Here is a 20,686-nt window from a genome sequence, read left to right on the forward strand (position 1 = left end):
ATCGCCCGCCAACTCTTCCGCACTCTCCAACAACACCACAACACCGCACCTACGACCCCTTGACGCCACATAGCAGCGTCATAGGGACACCCCCCGACATCGCCGATACCCGTCGACGCCGAGGTAACGGCGTTGCCGGGATTCCGCCGGCGGCCACGGTGGTCATCGTGTCGCGCAGCATCTGCAAGGCTCTTCTGCGGTGGGCCGGCGCCCGGGTCCGCGGGCGGTCATCCGCTCCGGGATGTGCGCGAGCTGCGCGGGCAGCCCGAAGGGAAGGCGCGGGGCCGTGCAGCCGCGCCATCGCCGACTCAGCGATCGGGCCGGGGTACTCCAGCTTCGCGGTCAGACACTCCCAGCAGAATCAGGCCCAGTGCAGATATCGACAGGGCCAGCCGATTCATCGAGAATCTGCTCCGGCGCGAGGTACGCTGCCGTACCCGTCACCACGCCGGTGCCAGTGATACGGGTCGCGTCGAGCTCATGCGCGATGCCGAAGTCGCCGATCAGTGGACCGTCGGGCCCGAGCAGGATGTTCGCGGGTTTGAGAGCTCGGTGCCCGACGTCTTCGGCGTGGAAGTAAGCCAGCGCCTCGACGAGCTGGACGGCCAGGTCGATCACCTGCTCGGCCGGCAGCGCCCCGGCGAGCAGGCGCTCGGCGAGATTCTCACCGTCGACCAGTTGCATCACCAGGAACGGCCGGCCGTCGTCGGTACCGCTGTCCAGCAGTGCCACCACGCGCGGGTGGTCGATACTGGCCTGGACGGTCTTCTCGCGCACCCGACGCAGCTGCTCGACCGCGACGACGTTTCGCTCGTACACCTTGACCGCGACTTCTCGACCGAGCCGGCGGTCGAAAGCCCGCTAAACACGCGCGGTTCCGCACGGCCGATCAACCATTCCACGTCGTACCGTCCGCCGATCGAGACCAGTGCATCGTCGTGAGGCCCCGAGGGGAACCCGTCGGCCCTTCCCAGTGAAAACCGCGGAGAGGTGGCGTCAACGCCGCCCGCTCGTTCGTCCGGCCATCGGCAGGTACGACCGGGCAAACGGCAACTGGGGAACGGCTCTGCTGCGCGCCAGCACCGCCTGCTCGGGACCGGGCGTCGGGAAGTAAATCCGGCCGCATCGCCGCGTACGAGCCGAGCAAGATCAACTCGAAGAACAACTGGCCGATCGTGGGTGTCGCCGGCACAGCTGACGCTGGTCGCGCTGAACGGGCCGGAGGCATTGCTGTCGCGGGCCGGCGGTGAGTGCGCGCCGGAAGGCCGGCGTGGCTCGCCGGGCGGCGGTGTCGGCGGTGTGCTCGCGCGGCGACGACGCTGGAGGACGTGCTGATTGCCATCCGAGATAAGGGAACTCGCTCCGGCAACCTGCGGATGCTTCAGGAACTGCCATCGGATGCGGTGCCCCATCCGCACACCGGATCGCACCGGTGCCGGGACGAGTGCGCGGACGTTGTGGTCGCGAACATCGCTCCCCACATTCGCAGCCTGGACGCGTAGGGACGGTCCCCGCCCATGCCGAACTCCTGCGCCACCGCAGCGCGACGCCCGGGTTCCGAGCTTCGGTCAGGGACGCCGATCCATCGGCCCCCACTCACGAGATCCTTGTGCGTCAATGAGCGCACGGCCTTCACGGAGCACGGTGTCCGCGACCCACGCGAATGGCTCGTCGCAACGCACGAGTGGCTCGTTGTCCGGACCGCGTGCGAGTTCGGTTCCGCGCAGCACCCACGGGCGCACGCCGGGACCACGTAGATCGCGCAGGTGCTGGTAGTCGTAGAGCCGCCGCGCGAGCCATACCCGGACGGGACGGTCCTCCCACCACGACTCCTTGCGCAGCGAGTTGGCCGACAAGCCCGGCAGCGACACGCCGGTCAGGCTGTCCCGGCTCTGCTGCGCCCGCGCCGGGTCGAGGTCGACGGTGGGGCCGTGCGACCAGCGGACGTATAGATCGTCGCCGCCGTCGGAGATGAACAACGCGCACAGCTCGTCGAGGCTGAGGACCGTCGGCATGTCCCGCTGCCGCGGGCGACCGGGGGATGGCCTCCCGGATCCGGTCATCGTTGTTCCGTTCAGCTGGTGAGGATTTGCGGGGACATGATCTTCAGCATGGCGTTGGTCCACTTCATCTGCCGCAGCGTCTGCGGGTGGCAGCGGCTCGCCAGTTCGAGCAGCTCGGGATCTTTCGCGGCCTGCGCGCCCTGGGCGAGCGATTCCCAGTCGAGCGACACACCGGCGGCTTTGCGGTGCAGCCGGCGCAGGTCGGCGAGCAGCAGCCCCGGTTCCGGGCGGCCAGCGCTCAGCCCGGCGAGTGTGCTCCGCAGCGGTGCCAGTAGCCCGGAGCCGGGGACGTCCTCGTCGAGGTGAAGGCCGTACCCGCGCCCGTGGCGGGCGAGTTCTCGTACGTGGTCGGCCGACCAGTCGGCGAGGTCGCGGGCGACGTGGTGCACTTCGTGTTCCACCTCGTGGCGGTCGGCGGTCTTGCGCAGATCACGCGCGAGTGACTTCTCGGCTCGGTGCAGTTCGTGCAATGCCAGGCCCAGCTTCATCGCGTCACTCCCGCAACGTGTTCTTCGTGGACGCTGGTGTGCGCAGGCGTGATCGTCGGCGCGGCCTGCTCGTCGCTGACCTTCCGCAGCGCCGCGGCCGCGACCTTGAACAGCGGCTGTTTCGAAACGGGATCCCAGTCGGTGAAGGTCAGCTCGTTGGCCGCACGGTCGCCGTCCTTGCCGGCGGCGTGGTCGACGTCCCAATAACCGTAATGGAACGGCAGGAACAACACGCCCGCGCGGATCCCCCCGACCCGCACGTGGGCGCGGACGAGGCCCCGCGGCGTCGAGACCTCGGCGACGTCGCCTGCGGCGAGGCCCGCGACCGCCGCGTCCGATTCGGACACTTCGAGCCACACCTCCGGGGCCGCGGCGTCCAGCTGCGGGGCACGGCCGGTTTTCGTGCGGGTGTGGAAGTGGTGGATGGTGCGGCCGTTGATCAGGAAGAACGGGCGGTCCTCGTCCGGAGTCTCGTGCGGCGGGAAGTACCCGGCGGCTTTGAGCATGGCCTTGCCGTCGGGGTTCATGGCCCGGTATTCGACCGGTTCCGTGGGAGCGCCGGTGATCAGGTCACGGCCATAGCTTTCGCAGTAGTCGGGGTCGGCGAAGAACTTTCCGTCGGTGTAGAGGCGCTCGGTGCCGTTGGGGTGGTCGTCGGTGCACGGCCACTGAATTCCGCTGACTTTACGCAGCTTGTGGTAGCTCAGGCCGCTGTAGTCGCACGGCCGCCCGGCCGAGGCGCGTTTCCAGGCTTCGAACGCCGACTCCGCGTCGGACCACGGCGGGAACGGCGCCCCGTCGGCGTCGCGCAAGTCCATCCGCCGGGCGTAGTCAAGAAAGATGTCGAGGTCCGCCCGCGCCTGCCCCGGTGGGTCGACGGCCTTCTCGGACAGGTGCACGGTGCGGTCGGCGTTGGTGAACGTGCCGGTCTTCTCACCCCAGATCGCCGCGGGCAGCACGACGTCGGCGAGTTCGGCGGTCTCGGTGCGGAACGCGTCCTGCACCACCAGGAACAGCCGGTCCTGCGACAAGATCGAGCGGATGCGGTGCAGGTTGGGCAGAGAGACGGCCGGGTTGGTCGCCGACACGCAGAGGAACCGCAGACTGCCGTTTTCCGCGTAGCGCAGCATCTGCATGAGGTGCGTCGGCGGCCCGTAATGCGGGATCCGGGTCACGTCGACGTTCCACAGCTTCGCGAGCTCGGCCACGTGCTCGTCGTTGGCCCAGTTGCGGAACCCCGTCAGGTCGCCGTCGGCGCCGCACTCGCGGGTGTTCTCGGCGGTGGGCTGGCCGTTCATCTGCAACACACCGGCACCCGGCTTGCCGAGCATCCCGCGCAGCAGGACCACGTTGTTCACCTGCACGGCGGCCGCGGCGGCCTGGTGCGACTGGTAGAAGCCCTGCAGGACGGTGCACAGCAGCCGCTCCGCCCCGCCGAGCAGATGCGCGGCTTCACGGATCTGCGCGGCGTCGAGCCCGCAGATCTCCGCGGCGCGCTCGGGCGGGTAGTCCGCGACGGCCGCCGCGAGGTCGTTGTAGCCGACTGTGTTGCGCTCGATGTAGCCGCGGTCGACCCAGCCGTGCTCGATGATCTCGTGCAACAGGCCGTTCATCAACGCGACATTCGTGCCAGGCAGCGGCGCGAGGTGCAGCGTTGCCGCGCGAGCGACTGGGGTTTCGCGCGGATCCACGCACAGCAGCCGCGGTGGTTCGGGGCCGGCGAGACGGTCGAGGACCCGCTCCCACAGTACCGCCTGGGTCTCGGCCATGTTGTGCCCGAAGAGCGCGATGACGTCGGCGTGGTCGATGTCGGTGTAGGACGCGGGCTGGCCGTCGCAGCCGAAGGACTCCTTCAACGCGGCCGCCGCGGTCGCCGTGCACAGCCGCGTGTTGCCGTCGAGGTGGTTGGTGCCGATCCCGCCCCGCGCGAGAGCGCCCAGCGTGTAGTACTCCTCGGCGAACAACTGTCCGCTGGTGTAGAAGCCCAGCGCGCCGGGCCCCCCTTCGTCGAGCAGTTCCGTGCTCCGGCGCACAACGAGGTCCATCGCCTCGTCCCAGCTCGCCTCTACCAGCTCACCGCCCCGGCGCACCAGCGGTTTCGTCAGCCGGTCGGACGCGGAGTTGGCCTGCCAGCCAAAGAGGTCCTTGGGGTCCAAGCGCCCCCGGTTCACGCGATCGTCGGCACGGCCCCGCACCCCTACGATGCGGCCGCCGGCGACGGCAATGTCGAGCCCGTCACCATTGGAGTGCAGCACAGCCGCACTCCGAGCCCACCGCTCGACGTCCTCGGGGCCCACTCCCTCGGCGAGGTGGCTGTCCACGCGCACTGGCCATCACTGGCCGGGGCCGTACGGCGTCCGCGCTCCCCACGGTTCCCTGATCCCGTCCCGCTGCGGCACGGTCACACCTCCCTGATCTTTGTGCTCGGATACCCGAGCGGGTTGGGGGCAAACACGATTGACACGTCACCGCCGCGGGGTAGCTCTGGGACATGGTCATGCGAAGGCACAGCTGTACATGGCGTACTTGCGCGCCACCGGGCAGAAACGGTTCTACGACAACGCCCGCACGCTGCACCACCGGCTGCACCGCCACCAGCGGCCGTCGATGGCCCGCCCGCCGCGGCAGGTGCGGCGTGCGTGCGAGGTCGAGCGGTGGGAGGCTCGCGGATTTCCCTGTTGGACGCTGCGGCCGCGACGAGGGGGTACCTCGGAGCTGCACGTGGTGCACCTGCACGGCGGCGGGTACGTCGAACAGATCGAAACCCACCACTGGCGCTACGCCGCCGACCTCGTCGCGCGCCTCGGGTGCACCGTGACGCTCCCGATCTACCCGCTGGTGCCCCGGCACGACCACACCGAGACCCTGCCCATGGTGTACGCCGCCTACGACCACATCGCCGGCCACCACCCGGCCGAACATCTGGTGATCTCCGGAGACTCAGCAGGCGGCGCGCTCGCCCTGGCCATCGCCCAGAACCTCCGCGAGCAAGCCCGGCCGCAGCCGGCGCGAATGCTGCTGTTTCCCCCTGGTTCGACATCACCTTGGAGGACCCGATCTCCGTCGTCCTCGACGAACACGACCCCATGCTCGGCATCACTGGCCTTCGCGAAGCCGGCCGCATGTGCACCGAAGGCACCGACCCGCACGACCCCCGCATCAGCGCGCTGCACGCCGACCTCACCGGGCTGGGTCCCGTCAGCCTTTTTATCGGCACCCGCGACGTTCTGTTGCCCGACGCGCGTCGCTTCACTACCCGCGCCTTCGACGCGGGGATCGACGTGCCCGACGCCGAGTACCCCGGCATGTTCCACCACTGGCTCATGCAGAACATCCCCGAGGGACGCGAAGCGATGACTCACGTCGAACGCATCCTCCGCCGCCCCACCGGAAAAACCGGCGGCTGAACGGATTCAGCGGTCGGTTTCCCGGTGACGATAGCCCTGAAAGCCGGGGACCCGCGGATTCACCGCATCGAGACCGGCCGCGGGCACCCGACCAGGTGGCATCGGCGAACAGCGTTGCGGCAGCGCGCTGCGCCGAGCCGAGAATCGATCATGATATTTCTTCGTCTGGCGACCGTGATCACCGTCTGGGCTCTGGTTGGGCTTTCCTGCGCACCGGCCTATGCCGTCAGTGCTCCCCGGTTGCTGATCAACCAGGACTTTCCCGATCCGGACGTGGTGAAAACCGGCACCGGCTGCTTCGCGTTCTCGACGAGCACCGGCTCGGTCAATATCCCCGTGGCGACGGCCCCTGCCCCCGAGGGCCCGTGGCGGGTGACCGGTGACGCCCTTGCGAGCGCACCGGCGTGGGCGGAGACGGACGGGGGGCTGGGCACCGGACGTCACCGTGCTGCCGGACGGCACGTTCGTGCTGTACTTCGCCGCCGCGGTCGCCACGACCGGCCAGATGTGCCTCGGCGCCGCGACCGCGGCCAAACCCGAGGGGCCCTACCAACCGAGCGGCGACCAGCCCCTCGTCTGCGCATCCGGCGACGGCGGCGACATCGACCCGCAGACCTTCCTCGACTCCGACGGAACCCGCTACCTGCTGTACAAGAGCAACGGCAAACCTACCGGGCCACCCGCCGCTATCTGGTCGCAGAAACTCGGCGCGGACGGCCGTGGCCTCACCGGGGCGCGCACCGAGCTGCTCATTGCCGACCTCAGCGCGGAGAAAAGGTGTCGTGGAAGCGCCTTCGGTGGTCAAGACCCCACCCCGATACCTGCTCTTCTACTCCGCCGACACCTTCCAGAGCACCGGTTACCACACGTGCTACGCCATCGCGCCGACGTTGTCCGGGCCATTCGTGAAGGCCGACGCCCAGTTCCTCTCCACCGACCTGCTCGGCGGCAAAGTCGACGCTCCCGGCGGCGCCGACGTCGTCGACGGCCACATCTACTTCCACGGCTGGCTCAACGGCGGTCGCACCGCACGCGGCCTCTATGAACTGCCGATCAGCTTTCCCGGAGACACCCCTCAACTCGGCTGAAGAGGCGACTGACACGATCACGCCGCAGGGGCGAGTACAGCCCGCAGCGTCTGCCTGCCGAGCCACCGCGGCACCCCGTCCGTAGGCCAAGGCGTAAACCACCGAAGGGCTGGGTACCTGGTGGTGTGCAGAAAATCATCGTCAGCGCGGTGCTAGCGGCGTTCCTCCTCGCGGCCGCCGGGTGCGGCGCCGCCGATGCCCCGGAGGCTCAGGCCACTGCTCAGGGGTTCGTCACCGCGGCCGCCACGGGCACGGCCGTCGAGGCGTGCGCGCTGCTCGCTCCGCGCGCGCGAGACGCACTCGGCCCTGCCGGGTGCCAGCCGGTGCTTGCCGAGGTACCGCACGCGCCCGTCGTCTCCGCGTCCGTCTGGGGCGACGAGGCACAAGCGCGCTCCGCTGCCGACACCTTGTTCCTGCACGAGTTCCCCGACGGCTGGCGCGTCACCGGCGCCGGATGCCACCTGCGCAACGAGCAGGTCTACGACTGCGCGGTCGGCGGGCGATGAGCACCCGCGCGGTGTTCGCCGCCTACCTCGTGCTCGTCCTCGCCGGACTGGCCTACTTCATCGTGCTCGGGATGCTGGGCCGATGAGCTGGCTACGGACCCTGCTGCGCAACAACGGCCTCTCGCTCGCCTTCGGCGCCTTGTTCCTGCTCAGCTTGCTCGGACAAGCCTGGTCCGGCCTCGCCGACTTCAACAACCAGCAGCTCGCCCACGGCACCCAGACCGTCGGGATGGGGGACTACCTCACCTCCTCTTCGTTCGCGGTCGACGTCGCCGAGAACTGGCAATCCGAATACCTGCAATTCTTCCTCTACGTCTTCGCCACCGTCTGGCTCGTGCAGCGCGGTTCCCCCGAGTCGAAGCCGCTGGGCAAGATCGGCCCGGAGAACGATCGCGACCAAGTGCTCGGCCGCCACGTGCGCGTCGGCTCCCCACGCTGGGCCAGAGCGGGCGGCTGGCGCACGACGGTGTTCTCCCGCTCGCTCGGCCTGGTCATGGGCACGATCTTCCTACTGTCCTGGCTGGCCCAGTCGATCGCCGGCGTCAGCGCCTACAACGCCGAGCAGCTCAGCGACTTCGGCGACCCCATCAGCTGGGGCGAATACCTGCTCTCAGCCGACTTCTGGAACCGCACCCTGCAGAACTGGCAATCGGAATTCCTCGCCATCGGCTGCATGGCGATCTTCAGCGTCTACCTCCGCCAGCGCGGGTCGCCCGAATCGAAACCCGTCGGCGCCGAACACCACGTCACCGACGAGACCGGCTGACCACAGGCCCCAGTCCACCTCAGGCACCCGCCCGTATCCAGTAGGCCACCGCTCTTGACCAGTTGAATCTCGGGGCCTGCTGCCCTACATTTTTTGGGTGCTACTTTGAGTAGCCGCGGCTCGCCGAGACGTCGCGAAGGAGTGCTCACCATGTAGCAGTTCGAACCGGCCGACCGTGTGCAGTACTCCTCGCCGCGTCAACCCAGCTGTTGGGCGGCGCCGGTCACGCAGTGCGGGAGAAAGTGGGGCGACCTCTCCAGCCGCTACCACGCCGCGTAGAGCGAGCTGCAGCAATTACGAGAGGCACTGCCCTCGCGAGCGGCGAGCCCATGAGGCATTCGAGATCCTCCGCGCACTGTCACAAAACACCAACGTCAAACTTCGTGACATGGCCCGCCGCTTGATCGAGGAAGCCGTGCCCGCCCAGCGCCCCGACGACCCCTCCGAGAGCCCAGTCGGCCGTGCAGCCCGCGAACTCCCGTCGGCCGCTTCTTGACCGACGGGAGCCGGGGACCCGCGCCTCTTCACCGCAGGCACCCGAACCGGGCTAACCACACAGTCCGGATGCGAAACGCGTCAAGCCGACCTTCGTCGCAACGTCCGACTTCCCACCTGGCCGGTTTGCCGATGCGGCCAGCGGGTAATCACGGTCAGAGCCAAGGAGGAGCCGTGCCTGAGAAGAGTGGCAGCACCAAGCGCGAACGTCAGTACGAGCACATCAAGTCGTCGCAGAAAAAGCAGGGCGCCAGCACCGGCCGGGCAAAGGAAATCGCCGCACGGACGGTCAACAAGAACCGGGCACAGTCCGGCGAATCTCGCACCGCCAGCAAGAGTTCGACCCGCGACACCTCGCCCCAGAAGCGTGGTGGGAAAAGGTCGGGCAACCGGCAGGACCCCAGCGGACCGACCAAGGAGCAGTTCTACAACGACGCCAAGAAGCGCAACATCAAAGGCCGCTCCACGATGACCAAGAAGGAACTGCAGGAAGCCCTCGGCCGCTGAGCATGGACACGGCGCGGCGTACCTCCACATCGATATCGCAGCCCGTGGAGCCACGCGAGGGCGCAGCGCGAAGACTCAGCACCCCAGGCCGCGAAAGTCCCCGTTCCAGCAACCGCAGCCCGTCGGCGACGCAGGAATCGCCGTCCGCGCCGGCACACCGCTGTGGTGTTCAACGCGTAAGCGAAAGCCGGCCGCTCGCGCAGCACGGGAGAGATCATGGACCACTCGCGAGCGCCAGTGCTGGAAGCCATCGAGTCATACCGCCGCGAAGGCGGGTTGGCCTTCACCCCACCTGGTCACAAACAGGGTCGCGGCGCCGATCCGCGAGTGCTGCAACTGCTCGGCCGCGACGCGTTCGCCTCGGATCTGCTCACTCTCAACGGTCTGGACGACCGCCGGATGTCCCGTGGTGTCCTGGCAGACGCCCAAGAGCTGATGGCCGACGCGGTGGGGGCGGAGCACACCTTTTTCTCCACCTGCGGCAGCTCCCTGTCGGTGAAGAGCGCGATGCTCGCCGTCGCCGGGCCGGGCGAGCGGCTCCTGGTGTCCCGCAACGCCCACAAGTCGGTGGTCGCCGGGCTGGTGATCAGCGGAGTGCACCCAGTGTGGGTTCGCCCGCGCTACGACGCCGAGCGGCATCTGGCCCACCCGCCAGGCCCCGAAGAGGTTCGCACCGCGTTGGCCGGGGCGCCCGAGGCGAAGGGCATGCTGCTGATCACCCCCACCGACTACGGCACCTGCGCCGACATCCGTGGAGTCGCCCGCGAATGCCACGCCGCAGGGAAACCGCTGATCGTCGACGAAGCCTGGGGAGCTCACTACCCCTTCCACGACGACCTGCCGGCCTGGGCGATGGACGGCGATGCCGACCTGTGCGTCACCAGCACCCACAAGATGGGCGGCGGCCTCGAACAAGCCTCCTCTTCCACCTGCAGGGCGACCGGGTGTCCCCGGACGTGCTCAAGGCCCGCGAAGACCTGCTGGGCACCACGAGCACGTCAGCGTTGCTGTTCGCCTCGCTCGACGGGTGGCGCCGTCAGATGGTGGAGTACGGCGAAGAAGTGCTGGGCAAAGCGCTCTCGCTGGCCGCCCGTGTTCGTGAGGAGATCGCCGCCACGCCCGGTTTGCACGCGATGGGCACCGAATTCCATCCGCTCGCGTTCGAGCACGACCCACTCAAGATGGTGATCGACGTCGCCGGGCTCGGCATCAGCGGTTACCAGGCCGCCGACTGGCTCGCCGAGCAGCACCTGCACACCGGCCTGTCGGATCACCGCCGCATCGCTGTCCAGATCACCCACGCCGACGACGAGGACACGGTCACAGCACTGCTGACGGGCCTGCGCGGACTGCGAAAGTACGACTTCGACCATCGGCCGCCAGTGGACGTGCCGGCCGCAGCCGACCTCGCACTCGAAATGCGCATGCTGCCCCGCGACGCCTTCTTCGCCGAGGCCGAGCACATCCCACTGGCCAAAGCCGTCGGCCGGGTCGCCGCGGAGATGATCAGCCCGTACCCGCCTGGCGTCCCCGCTATCGCACCCGGCGAAGTCTTCACCGACGCGATCGTGGACTACCTCGACAGCGGGGTCCGAGCGGGCATGTTCATCTACGACGCCGCCGCCCCGGGCCTGCGCACCGTCCGTGTTGTCACCTGACACGGAGGACGACCGGACTTCTGACGTCCGAAGGTGCGCCTGGGCGGCCTCCGGTCCGGGCTGGTCAGGCCGCATCCTCGGAGGCACCGTAGCAAGCGGTTTCGCCTCAGCCGGTCGTGAAGTTCTCGTCCACCCGGTTGGCCAGACTGTCCAGCACACGGCTTGCCAAATCGTCTGCACCGCGGCAGGTCAGGCGCAGGAAAACCCAGCTCGCGCCTGCGCCCGACCCGGTGATGGTGAGCAGTGCGCCCCCGCGACCATTCGAGTCGCACGTGCGGCAGGTCCGCCTCGCAGCGCAGGTCGTCCGGCCCGGCTCCCACAACGTCGGTGAGCCAGCCGCGGATCTGGTCGGGGTCCGTGGCGGTGTTCGCGACGATTTCGGGCAGCGCGTCGAATCCACGGGCTGCTTCCAGCGTCTGCACGGTGTCCTTCTGGCCCGGCAGGGCGAAGCGATGGTCAGTTGCGTTCACGGCTGACTTCCCGATCGCCGACGGCTTCGCGTTCGGCGAGTTCGCGCTGCTCGCCGGGACTCAGGTCACCCGAACCGGCGAGCTCGCGGTCGACCGTGGTGTCGGGGCCGGGGTCGCGTTCGGGTTCGGGTTCGGTCATGCCTCGCCGTCGACCCGCCCCGGCGTGGATCAAACGCGTGCGTGACGCGGCTCCACCTGGGTACCCTGATCCGAATCCCCAGAGGTGGCCACGCCCATCTGACCCGCGTCCTCGGCGCCGCAACCGCTGCATACGGCGCGACCACCATCGTCTTTCCCCGTGTGCTGGCCGAACCGTGTAGCCTCACCACCAAATCTGGTGACGTCAAGCCCGAGAACCGCACGCTCATCGCCGGGATCGGAGCGCGTGACACCCGATCGGCCTCGCCATGGCGCTCGCTCCAGAAGGCACGCCGCTGCGCGTCGCCTCGCCGCGCGGGTCGCGTCGGACACCGCCGACGCCGTCGTCTTCAGGCTCGGCCTGCCCCGACAGTCCGCCCATTCCAAAGTCGCCGCCCTCGCGGTGGGCTGGGCGGCGTTGTGCGCGGTGTCGGCGCTCACGCCTTGACGCGCCGAGGTTTTCAGCGCCGGGGTCACGCGGCCCCCCTCACACTGTGACGGGACCGTCTGAAGGACTCCACCCTCTCGCCGCGGAGCGCTTCGGCTGAGACACGCTGACTGCCGAGCAGGACCGCGCGATGTCGACCGTGGGAGCCGGACGTGATGTGCTCGCCGTGCCGGCCGCCGGCTCCGGCAAGTCGGCCATCTACCAGGTGCCCACGCTCCTGCTGGACGGGCTGCCGTAGTGGTCTCCCCGCTGCTGGCGTTGCAACGCGACCAGACCACAGGCCGCAGGCCAGCGGGGCACCCGACGCCGCCGCCCTCAACTCGCTTCAGTGAGCCCCCGAACGCAGGCAGGCCTGGGACAAACTCCGCGCCGGCGAGGCTCGCTACCTGTCCCTCTCCCCCGAGCAGCTTACGGACGACGATATGGTGGAAGACGCGGCCCGGCTGCGGCCCACAATTGTTCACTGTGGACGAAGCGCGCTGCGTTCGTCGTCGGGGCACGAGTTCCGGTCCAGCTACCTCCTGCTGCTGGCCATCGAACGGCCCGGACGGCCACCGGTCCTCGGCCTCACCGCGACGGACGCGCCCCCGGTGCGTCGCGACATCATCGACCTGCTCGGACGCCGAGACCCGATCGAGGTCGTCGCCGGGTTCGACCGGCCAAGCCTTCACTTGGCCGTCGAGCCCGTCGAAAGCGAGCGCGCCAAACGACGTGTGGTCGCCACGTCCGCGTTCGGCATGGGCATCGACAAACCCGACGTGCGGTTCGTGCTCCACACCGCTGTGCCGGATTCCCTCGATACTTACTACCAGGAGATCGGCCGCGCCGGTCGGGACGGCGAGCTGGCTTCGGCCGTGCTTTGCTACCGCCCGGTTGACCTGGGCCTGCAGCGCTCCCTCACCTCCGGCGGCGCACCGCGCGAAGCACTGGAGCAGTGGCCGAGACCGTTGGGCGCGGCACCGTCCGTCCCAGGGAGGTTGACGATGTGCCGGGCGCACCCGTGCCATCGCGCTGCTCGAGCAGAGGGGTGCCGCCGTCACCACCGCTCGCGGCGAGCTCCGGTACGCCAACCCCGCCAAACCACCCGGTGAAGCCGTGGCCGAAGCCGTCGATTCCGAGCAGATTGCCGGCCGTGGCGACCTCGCGATCCGGTGAACGACGGCCAGATGCTCATCGCTCCGGCGTTCGCGGGTACCCCGTCGGAAAGGAGGAGGAGAAGATGTCCGACAACGACCTCATGGGGTTCCTGATGATCGGACTGATCTTCGTGGTGGCCGACGGCCAGGTTCTCCCCCGCGGGGGCCGCCGCTACCTGCGGGGCGGGCGAACGGTGGCGAAGCGACAGGGTCGATGGCGTGGATGGTGGTGACGGTCTTCCACCTCGTCGCGATCGGTGTCCTAGCCCTGCTTTCGGTGGTGGGCACCGCATGGCCCGGTTCGAGCGAGGCGCTGGTCGGCCGCTTGGGTGTCTTCCTTCTGCTTCTGGCGGTCGCCCACGGCCTGACGCTGGCCGTGCTCGCCCGACGCAGGCAGGGCGAGCTGGTCGAGTCCCGATTCCAGCAGCAGGAGAGCGCCGCGGCCCCACACCGTCGGCTGACCTCCGAGCCGAGCTACGAGACGACGACCGACGCCTCGTCGCGGCCGAGCACCGTCATCCCGGTACCGGGGCAGGTCGACCCGCACCCAATGTTGACCGAGCGTGACGCGCGCGCGGTAGTCCGGGGACGGGGTGGTCAGGGATACGGCGCCGAGCTCGATTACGCCACAGCTGGGCCATGAGGTACGTCGTCGACGGCATCATCAGGCCCGAGCCCGACTGTGCGCCCTGTTTGGTCTGGCTGTCGGCCCACCTAGCGCTGGTTGCCCGCGTAGCCGTACCACCAGCTCGACCGGTGACAGCACGCTTGAACGCCACCACCGACGGCGATTCGGGTTGGGTGGGTGACAGCGGCCTTTTCAACGTCGTGTCGGTGCAGTACCACTCCCCGAAGGCTGGCCACGGAGGACGACTCCGCTCCTCGATCAGTGCCCTGAACGACCTCCGGCAGGTCTCACCGGCCATTTCGTAGCTCGTCCCCCTTGTCCCGCCTCCAAGGCGAGCGCAGCGCTCCAAGGGTGAACCTGGTGGTTTTGGCCTCACTGGGCCAGGTCGGGGCGCGGAGGAGGCCGCACTGACCGAGCTGGGCGGATCCCCTGCTCACGCCACCCTGATCACCGGTTCGATCAACACCTACGGAAGACGGCCGCTGCCCAGCACCGCGCCCAGTGGATGGGTGGTGGTTCCTCGAGCGCTGTCGACCTACCGTGACAGCCATAGGTCGATGGTCGGTTTCGGAGGGCGAGGGGCGGTCATGGCAGTATCAAGCGAGGGCGAAGCCGGGGGCCATTCGCCGGCAGTTGGATGAGGTCACAGGCGCCCTGGAGGCGTTGCCCGCGGCACTGGACGACGACGGCGCCCTGGACACCTCACTGCAGTTGGTGTGCCGGCAGTTGGTACAGGTCATTCCCGGCGCCGACCTTGCCAGCATCACGCTGGTCCGAAATGGGACGCCGGCCACGGCGGCGTGCACCGATTGCCTCGCCTCGCCTTCGGCATCGTCCAATACCGCGTCGGCGCAGGCCCGTCCCCGGAGGCTGCCGAGACCGGCAAGATCCTCCGGGTCGACATTGCGACCGCCGGCGGCCGGTGGCCCGACTTCACCCGCAGTGCGCTAGCGGCCGGAATGGCCAGTTACCTGTCCGCGCCGCTGGTGGTCGACGCCGCGCACACTGGCTCGCTGAACCTTTACGGTCACCACACCCACGGCTATCGGGACGTGGAAGGCGCGCTGCTGGAACTATTCGTGACCGCGGTAGAGGCTGCGTTGCGGTCCACCGCCCACTATCTGGCCGCCCGGCACGAAGCCGCGCAGCTGAATACCGCGCTGGTATCTCGGACGGTGATCGATCAGGCCAAGGGCATCATCATGGGCGCCCGCGGAATCTCCGCCGACGAGGCCTTCCAGCGGCTGGTCGCACAGTCTCAGCGGGAGAACATCAAGCTGCGCGTCTGCGCTGAACGGCTGGTCAGCGCAGTGCTACAAGCACACCCGTAGCGCTGCCCTGCCCACGCTCGGCATGATCAGTGGCTCCGGTCTGGTGCTCGCAAGCTGCAGAGAGGACCGTAGGAAACATGACCCGCCCAGACCCTGATGCCGACTCACTCGCCGCGGCGGGTCGCCTTCTCCTGGGCTCGCTGGCCAGACGTGCCGCGGTCGGGGAAGCGGTCGGCATCATGCAGTGCTGGCACGGCTGCGACGCCGCGCAAGCCCGCCACGATCTTACCGGGGGCACCGACATCGCCAGGCTCGGTGCCGAGGCCGCCCGGGTCGCGGCTCTCGTCAACGCCTGGGCCGACGGCACCGCCGACCCCGAATACGGGGGCTGGGCCTGATCCCGGTCAGCTGGCGAGGTCGCCGCCGACCAGATCACCCGGATCAAGGCTGCCGTCGGTGACTGCACGAGTGACCTCACGCAAGATGAGGTCGTGCTCGGCGGCGTGGCCGATCACCAGGGCACGGGCGGCCGCCGGGGCAATCCCGAGGTTTCCGGCGACCAGGCCGACGGCGTGATCGAGCTGGACCCGGTCGTTAAGGGCGGTGACCGTGGCCTCGAACAACCGATCCGCGCGGCGGTCGCCGCGTTCCTGCACCAACGCGAGCACCGCCAGATCCGACACCACCTGCGCCAGCTCCAGCTGCCACTTCCGCGGTGCCGTCACGACGTCGTAGAGCAGGTTGAACCCGCCGACCGCGACGCCGTCCAGCCGCAGCGGAATCGCGATCACCGAGCGGTACCCGGCCGCCAGCGCAGCGGGCACGAAATCGGGCCACCGATCCCGCTCGGCCGCCAGGTCGGACGAGGTCACCACGTCAACATTCGCGACACACTCGACGCATGGCCCCTGATCGATGTGGGCCTGCAGCAACTCCACGAACCGGGCCGTCTCGTCCGAGGCCGCCACCACCTCCAGACCGCCACGGCCACCAGCCAGGAGCACGCCGGTCGCGGTCGCGCCCAGCAGCTCGGTGCCGACCTCGGCGACCAGCCGAAGCACAGCGGCGTTGTCCGGGCTGCCGACCAAGCGCCCCGTGATCGAGACCAGCGCGCCGGCCACATCAGACGAGGCCATGCCGGGTGCCCCGTCAACCAGGCGGTCGCTCATGTTGCCTCCAGGTGAGGGGTTCATTCGGCCAACTCTTCCAGGGCGATGCGCCGCTCCAGCACGTCACGAGCGACGTCAAGGACCGACCGGTTCTGACCGAAAGCGTGAGCGCGCAGCCGGACGAACGCGTCGTCCAGGGAGATCTGCAGCTGTGCGGCGAGCATGCCGGTGGCGACATTGACATCCTGGTACGAAGTGACCAGACGTGGTGCGAACTCGTGACCAGCCTCCTCCGCCTCGCGTGTTTGGCGAAGCAGCGCAGCCGTGGCCAGGTCCGCCGTAAGCGCGGCGTCCCGCCTTTCGGCGCTGACCAGACCGCCGCGGCGACGGCGGACAAGCTCGAGGGTACCCAGCCTGATCGCCCCGTATTGCAGCGGGAACGCGAACATCGCCGCCACACCGACGGCGAGCGCGGCCTGGGCGAATCCCGGCCAACGCACCTGCTCAACGCCGAGATCGGGCACCAGCACCGGGCTTCCGGTGCTAAACGCCTCCACACCCGGGCCTTCGCCGACGGTGTACTGCCGCTCAGCCAGGTCCGCGGCCCAGCGGTCGCTGGCACCTAGCACCTCCTCGGACCTGGCGCCACCCCGCAAGGCCAGAATCGCCGCGTCGACGTGCTCCAGCGTTTCCACACAGGCCAGACACACCGTTTGCGCCCAGCCCTCACGGCGGCCCGACACCTCGGCGGCAGAGGCGATCGCTCGCCACAACGGCTCCCGACCCTGCCCAACCACCGTCGTACCCCTCCGCGCTGCGCGGCCTTACCGAGCTGGCACCCGGAACCAACAGCTTACGAGACACCGCGGCAGCAGGCAGCCCGGCCATAGCAGGCGCGCGACCGCGCGGCTACCCGGGCACGGGCCCGTGCCGTTTCCACAGGATTGCGGCCGACGCACCGGAAACCTGTACCGTCCCCTGCGCTACAGCCGCCGCCGCGCCGTGCCCATCTTCCCGCGCAGACCAGCATCATCCGAGCGGATACCAAACGCGCTTCCCACTCACCAACGCGAAACGGCTCGCGCGGCGGAGCAGGGCAACAGGCACCAAAGCAAACCTGAGCCGGCCGAGCGCTACCACGTCGTGTTGAGCGAGCTGGAGCGGTCGCGGAAACGTCGGCCTTACACGCGCCGACCGAGCAAGTCCTGTCCGCCCGCTGACAGCCACAGGAGCCTGCCGGACGACTGCCTCTCGACGGCCCGTTCCCGCAGATGGCCGGCGGCTGACTTAGCCGATGCTCCGGTTCGGTTCCCCGTCATCGGCGTCTCCGACCTGTCCCGGGCGGTGTCCTTCTGGATCGCGGCGCTGAACCTGGTTGCCACCGATGAATGGGCCGGCCCAAGCAGAAGGCCACGCACCCTCGGGCTTCTGAACCCACGGGCTACCGATCGCCGGCGACGTCGCCATGCGAGGCCGTCAGCCATTCCCGGGCGGCGGCGCGGTTGTCGTGCAGAAGGAGGATGTGGTCCAGCTTGAGCATGGTGATGGGCCGTCGAACCGCTTGCTGATCGCCCACGGTCACGCATGGGATCCCGACGGCGCGGGCTTCGGCCCAAGCCGCCAGCAGCGCGCGCAAAGCCCGCGCGGAGCAGAAGCCCACGCGGGTCAAGTCGACGATCAACGCTCGCGGGCGCAGGGTGATCTCATCGAGCAACCGGTCGAGCAAGTGGTCGGCGACGGTACAGTCGAGGTCACCGGTCGCGGCGACCACGGTCGAATCGAGCGTACCGGTGACGGTGAACGTCGCCGCGCGATGAGGCAATGAACCCCTCATGAAGCTGTCACCTCCGTCGAGGCCGGCGACCCCGCGGGTGCACGCTGGCGTCGCTGGACTGGCAGCACCGCCGGCGTGATACCGGGTGCTGAGGCTGGCGGCTGCTCGGCTGAACCGCGAACATCAGGAACGTACCCACCCGGGGTGAACCTCATGCATCCTTTGAGACGTTGCCGTTTTGGCGGCGCTGCGAACGGGTAGCAACAAACAGAAGGAATCGCGCCTGAGCAGAGCCGGAGCAGTAGTCGGGAACGGCAGTATGAGCACATCAAAGCGTCCTAAAAAACCAGGGCGCCAGCACCGGGCGAGCCGAGGCGATTGCGGCGCGCACGGTGAACAAGAACCGGAACGAGTCCGGCAATCCCGGACCGTCGGCAAGAATTCGCCTCGCGACACTATGCCGATGAAGCACAGCTCTGCAACGAAACCAACAAGCACAAGGTCAAAGGCCGCCAGCAATGACCAAAAGGAACTACAGAAAGCCGTGGGGCGGCGAACGCGGAGAGGACGCGACGCGTCCCCACATCGTCGCGAGCATCGCGGTCTACGAAGCCAGTCCTGGGGCGTGGCTGCGTTAACACAGTGCGACGACCTTCTGGCTCGAGCCGATCACCAACGAAACACAGTCGAACCCTCCGACGACAGGTCGGCGTCGACGTCATGGCCCGTACCCATCAGGAGAACTGAGCACCACGATCACGGAGACCGAGCCTCCGGTTCGGTCCGGACGCGGAGCAGAAGCTTGACGACGCACAGGATGCACCTCGTCGACCCGCCGGAGGAACAAGTCGAAGGTGAAGACCCTCGTGGACGCTGATTGAGAGCAGGTGAGCCGAATTTTGCGATCAGCGGAGGCAGTTGGGTCGCGCCTGCGGCGGCCTCGAAGGGTGGGGCTTTGCCCCAGGGATGTCCCCGGGTCATGTGTGCTTCGTCGCGCAGGCGGTCCAGCATGTGCGGGTAGTGCCGCTCGAACGCGGGCCGCTCGGAACGGACGCGCGGCAGTTCGGTGAAGTTGTGCCGCGGCGGCGGGCTGGTCGTCGCCCACTCGAGCGAGTGATCGTAACCCCAAGGGTCGTCTCCGTCGACCTCTTGGCCGTAGCGGTAGCTTTTGACGACATTCCAGGCGAACGGCAGCACCGAAGCGCCCAGGATGAACGACCCGATCGTCGAGGCCGTGTGCATCCACGTGAACCCGTCGCTGCGCAGGTAGTCGGCGTAGCGGCGGGGCATGCCGGCGTCGCCGAGCGAGTGCTGGATCAGGAACGTGGCGTGGAAGCCGGTGAAGGTCGTTTACCTGGATCCAGGGGCGGCGCGGCGAGGATGATGCCTGTCAACCCGCCAAGCAAGAAGGTCACCAGGAACCCGATCGACCACAGCAGGGGCGACTCGAACGTCAGGGTGCCTTTCCACATGGTGCCAATCCGGTTGAAGAACTTGATGCCGGTGGGCACGGTAATGAGAAACGGCATGAACGAGAAGAAACGGCAACAGCACGGCGCCGGTCGCGAACGTGTGGTGAGCCCGCACCGCCACCGACAACGAGGTGATGCCGATGGTGGCGAATACCATGGTCTTGTAGCCGAACAGCGGTTTCCGGCTGAACACCGGGATGATCTTGCAGGGACGGGGCGCACGAAGAGCGACCCCGACGACCCTCCCCTGCATCGCACCTGTCTAAGCAGACCAGCACGCACGAGGCCGGCGCAATGAGCTAAGAGCGTGTCTCGTTTGGATCTTCTGGCGAGTCTGCGATGATCTTGTGCTGTGATCGACTCGTTGTCGCAACGGTTGGTGCCCGATGAGTTGTGGGCGCTGGTGGAACCGCTGATCCCGCCGGCGAAGGAGCGTCCGCAGGGTGGTGGGCGTGCGCGGACGGATCCGCGGGCGGTGTTCACGGCAGTCGTGTTCGTGTTGACCAGCGGTTGTGCGTGGCGGCATCTGCCGCCGTCGTTCGGAGTGTCGGTGCCCACGGCGCACCGAACGTTCACCGAGTGGACCGACGCGGGACTGTGGCGGCAGTTGCACCGAGCGGTGCTGGACGAACTGGGCGGCCGGGGATTGATCGACTGGTCACGCGCGGTCCTGGACGGGGCATCCGTCAGGGCCAAAAAGGGGGCGGTCTGACCGGGCCGAGCCCGGTCGATCGCGGCAAACCCGGCTCGAAGATCCACGTGCTGTCCGACCGGGCCGGTCTGCCCCTCACCGTCGGAATCTCCGCGGCCAACACCCACGACAGTCACGCACTCAGGCCCCTGCTCAACGCGCTGCCGGCCATCCGCTCCCGCCGGGGACTCCGGCGCCGGAAACCGGCCAAGCTCCACGCCGACAAGGCCTACGACATCCCCGCCCTGCGCGACTGGCTCCACCAGCGCGGGATCCTCCCGCGCATCGCCCGCAAAGGCATCGAATCCACCAACAAACTCGGCAAACACCGCTGGGTCATCGAACGGGCCATCGCCTGGCTATTCGACTACCGCCGACTCACCATCCGCTACGAACGCAAACCCAGCCACTACCTCGCCTTCCTCACCCTCGCCGCCGCCATCACCTGCCACAAGAAACTCCCCAAATGAGACACCCTCTAATACTGCAACGACAGATCGTGATGGCCGTGTCGGCGGTAGTGGCTGGCTCGTGCTCGGGCTTGGCTGGTTCGTCGCCATCGGGACCAGTG

At 68.4% G+C, this 20,686-nt stretch carries 18 protein-coding genes and 5 pseudogenes; 14 read left to right on the plus strand and 9 right to left on the minus strand.

Translation table 11 applies throughout. The features are described from left to right. Positions 1–342: 342 nt before the first annotated feature. The 4 genes and pseudogenes from AB0M56_RS49115 to AB0M56_RS49130 all read right to left on the minus strand — a co-directional run bounded on the left by AB0M56_RS49115 (position 343) and on the right by AB0M56_RS49130 (position 4,950). The gene (locus tag AB0M56_RS49115; protein ID WP_364190157.1) at positions 343–819 is read right to left on the minus strand and encodes a serine/threonine-protein kinase; all 477 of its coding nucleotides are present in this window, start codon (positions 817–819) and stop codon (positions 343–345) included. A 749-nt stretch (positions 820–1,568) separates the two neighbouring features. Further along, positions 1,569–2,015: a DUF6098 family protein gene (locus AB0M56_RS49120; RefSeq protein ID WP_364190160.1), complete on the minus strand. Its 447-nt coding sequence runs from the start codon at positions 2,013–2,015 to the stop codon at positions 1,569–1,571. A gap of 59 nt (positions 2,016–2,074) precedes the next feature. After that, on the minus strand, positions 2,075–2,551 hold the full coding sequence (locus tag AB0M56_RS49125) for a hypothetical protein (protein WP_364190162.1): 477 nt from the start codon (positions 2,549–2,551) through the stop codon (positions 2,075–2,077). Beyond that, positions 2,548–4,950: pseudogene (locus tag AB0M56_RS49130) on the minus strand (molybdopterin-dependent oxidoreductase). Before AB0M56_RS49130 ends, AB0M56_RS49125 begins: the two are co-directional and overlap by 4 nt. A gap of 208 nt (positions 4,951–5,158) precedes the next feature. Between AB0M56_RS49130 and AB0M56_RS49135 the strand changes: the two are divergent. The 8 genes and pseudogenes from AB0M56_RS49135 to AB0M56_RS49170 all read left to right on the plus strand — a co-directional run bounded on the left by AB0M56_RS49135 (position 5,159) and on the right by AB0M56_RS49170 (position 10,978). Then, positions 5,159–5,958: pseudogene (locus tag AB0M56_RS49135) on the plus strand (alpha/beta hydrolase). Positions 5,959–6,424: 466 nt separating this feature from the next. Next, positions 6,425–6,661: pseudogene (locus tag AB0M56_RS49140) on the plus strand (family 43 glycosylhydrolase); the annotation flags it as partial. Between the two features lie 79 nt (positions 6,662–6,740). After that, a complete protein-coding gene (locus tag AB0M56_RS49145) occupies positions 6,741–7,046 on the plus strand; it encodes a hypothetical protein (protein ID WP_364190198.1) in 306 nt (101 codons plus the stop codon). 125 nt (positions 7,047–7,171) lie between these two features. Next, entirely contained in the window at positions 7,172–7,552 is a 381-nt protein-coding gene (locus AB0M56_RS49150; protein WP_364190163.1) for a hypothetical protein, read from the plus strand. 82 nt (positions 7,553–7,634) lie between these two features. Then, entirely contained in the window at positions 7,635–8,318 is a 684-nt protein-coding gene (locus tag AB0M56_RS49155; protein ID WP_364190164.1) for a DUF6766 family protein, read from the plus strand. A gap of 175 nt (positions 8,319–8,493) precedes the next feature. Next, a complete protein-coding gene (locus AB0M56_RS49160; protein WP_364190165.1) occupies positions 8,494–8,814 on the plus strand; it encodes an ANTAR domain-containing protein in 321 nt (106 codons plus the stop codon). Between the two features lie 173 nt (positions 8,815–8,987). Continuing rightward, a complete protein-coding gene (locus AB0M56_RS49165) occupies positions 8,988–9,320 on the plus strand; it encodes a plasmid stabilization protein (protein WP_364190167.1) in 333 nt (110 codons plus the stop codon). Between the two features lie 216 nt (positions 9,321–9,536). After that, positions 9,537–10,978 (plus strand): annotated as a pseudogene (locus AB0M56_RS49170) (ornithine decarboxylase). 456 nt (positions 10,979–11,434) lie between these two features. Here AB0M56_RS49170 and AB0M56_RS49175 read toward each other — a convergent pair. Beyond that, the gene (locus AB0M56_RS49175) at positions 11,435–11,587 is read right to left on the minus strand and encodes a hypothetical protein (protein WP_364190170.1); all 153 of its coding nucleotides are present in this window, start codon (positions 11,585–11,587) and stop codon (positions 11,435–11,437) included. 869 nt (positions 11,588–12,456) lie between these two features. Between AB0M56_RS49175 and AB0M56_RS49180 the strand changes: the two genes are divergently transcribed. The 5 genes from AB0M56_RS49180 (at position 12,457) to AB0M56_RS49200 (ending at position 15,467) form a co-directional block, all read left to right on the plus strand. After that, positions 12,457–13,125 carry a helicase-related protein gene (locus AB0M56_RS49180; RefSeq protein WP_364190172.1) on the plus strand — a complete coding sequence of 223 codons (669 nt, stop codon included), beginning with the start codon at positions 12,457–12,459 and terminating at the stop codon, positions 13,123–13,125. Positions 13,126–13,253: 128 nt separating this feature from the next. Then, the gene (locus AB0M56_RS49185; RefSeq protein ID WP_364190174.1) at positions 13,254–13,403 is read left to right on the plus strand and encodes a hypothetical protein; all 150 of its coding nucleotides are present in this window, start codon (positions 13,254–13,256) and stop codon (positions 13,401–13,403) included. After that, positions 13,394–13,813 (plus strand): hypothetical protein, encoded by a 420-nt coding sequence (locus AB0M56_RS49190; RefSeq protein ID WP_364190177.1) that lies wholly within the window; start codon positions 13,394–13,396, stop codon positions 13,811–13,813. The genes AB0M56_RS49185 and AB0M56_RS49190 overlap by 10 nt, the downstream gene beginning before the upstream one ends. A 794-nt stretch (positions 13,814–14,607) precedes the next feature. Continuing rightward, on the plus strand, positions 14,608–15,129 hold the full coding sequence (locus AB0M56_RS49195; RefSeq protein WP_364190180.1) for a GAF and ANTAR domain-containing protein: 522 nt from the start codon (positions 14,608–14,610) through the stop codon (positions 15,127–15,129). A gap of 77 nt (positions 15,130–15,206) precedes the next feature. Next, on the plus strand, positions 15,207–15,467 hold the full coding sequence (locus tag AB0M56_RS49200) for a hypothetical protein (RefSeq protein WP_364190183.1): 261 nt from the start codon (positions 15,207–15,209) through the stop codon (positions 15,465–15,467). Between the two features lie 6 nt (positions 15,468–15,473). On the opposite strand, the gene AB0M56_RS49205 is transcribed toward AB0M56_RS49200, so the two are convergent. From AB0M56_RS49205 to AB0M56_RS49220, 4 genes and pseudogenes are all read right to left on the minus strand, one after another. After that, the gene (locus tag AB0M56_RS49205) at positions 15,474–16,238 is read right to left on the minus strand and encodes a GAF domain-containing protein (protein WP_364190186.1); all 765 of its coding nucleotides are present in this window, start codon (positions 16,236–16,238) and stop codon (positions 15,474–15,476) included. Between the two features lie 20 nt (positions 16,239–16,258). Beyond that, entirely contained in the window at positions 16,259–16,873 is a 615-nt protein-coding gene (locus tag AB0M56_RS49210; RefSeq protein WP_364190189.1) for an ANTAR domain-containing protein, read from the minus strand. A gap of 746 nt (positions 16,874–17,619) precedes the next feature. Further along, positions 17,620–18,012, minus strand: coding sequence for an STAS domain-containing protein (locus AB0M56_RS49215; protein WP_364190192.1), 393 nt, complete (start codon positions 18,010–18,012; stop codon positions 17,620–17,622). Between the two features lie 915 nt (positions 18,013–18,927). Then, positions 18,928–19,629: pseudogene (locus AB0M56_RS49220) on the minus strand (cbb3-type cytochrome c oxidase subunit I); the annotation flags it as partial. A 159-nt stretch (positions 19,630–19,788) separates the two neighbouring features. Between AB0M56_RS49220 and AB0M56_RS49225 the strand changes: the two are divergent. After that, positions 19,789–20,585, plus strand: a protein-coding gene (locus AB0M56_RS49225) for an IS5 family transposase (RefSeq protein ID WP_364190195.1) whose coding sequence is annotated in 2 segments (ribosomal slippage) — positions 19,789–20,119 and positions 20,119–20,585 — 798 coding nt in all. Because the reading frame shifts where the segments join, the coding sequence is not laid out codon by codon here. Positions 20,586–20,686 lie beyond the last annotated feature (101 nt).

It is taken from the genome of Amycolatopsis sp. NPDC051372 (assembly GCF_040682095.1).
In the GTDB taxonomy this organism is placed as follows: domain Bacteria; phylum Actinomycetota; class Actinomycetes; order Mycobacteriales; family Pseudonocardiaceae; genus Amycolatopsis.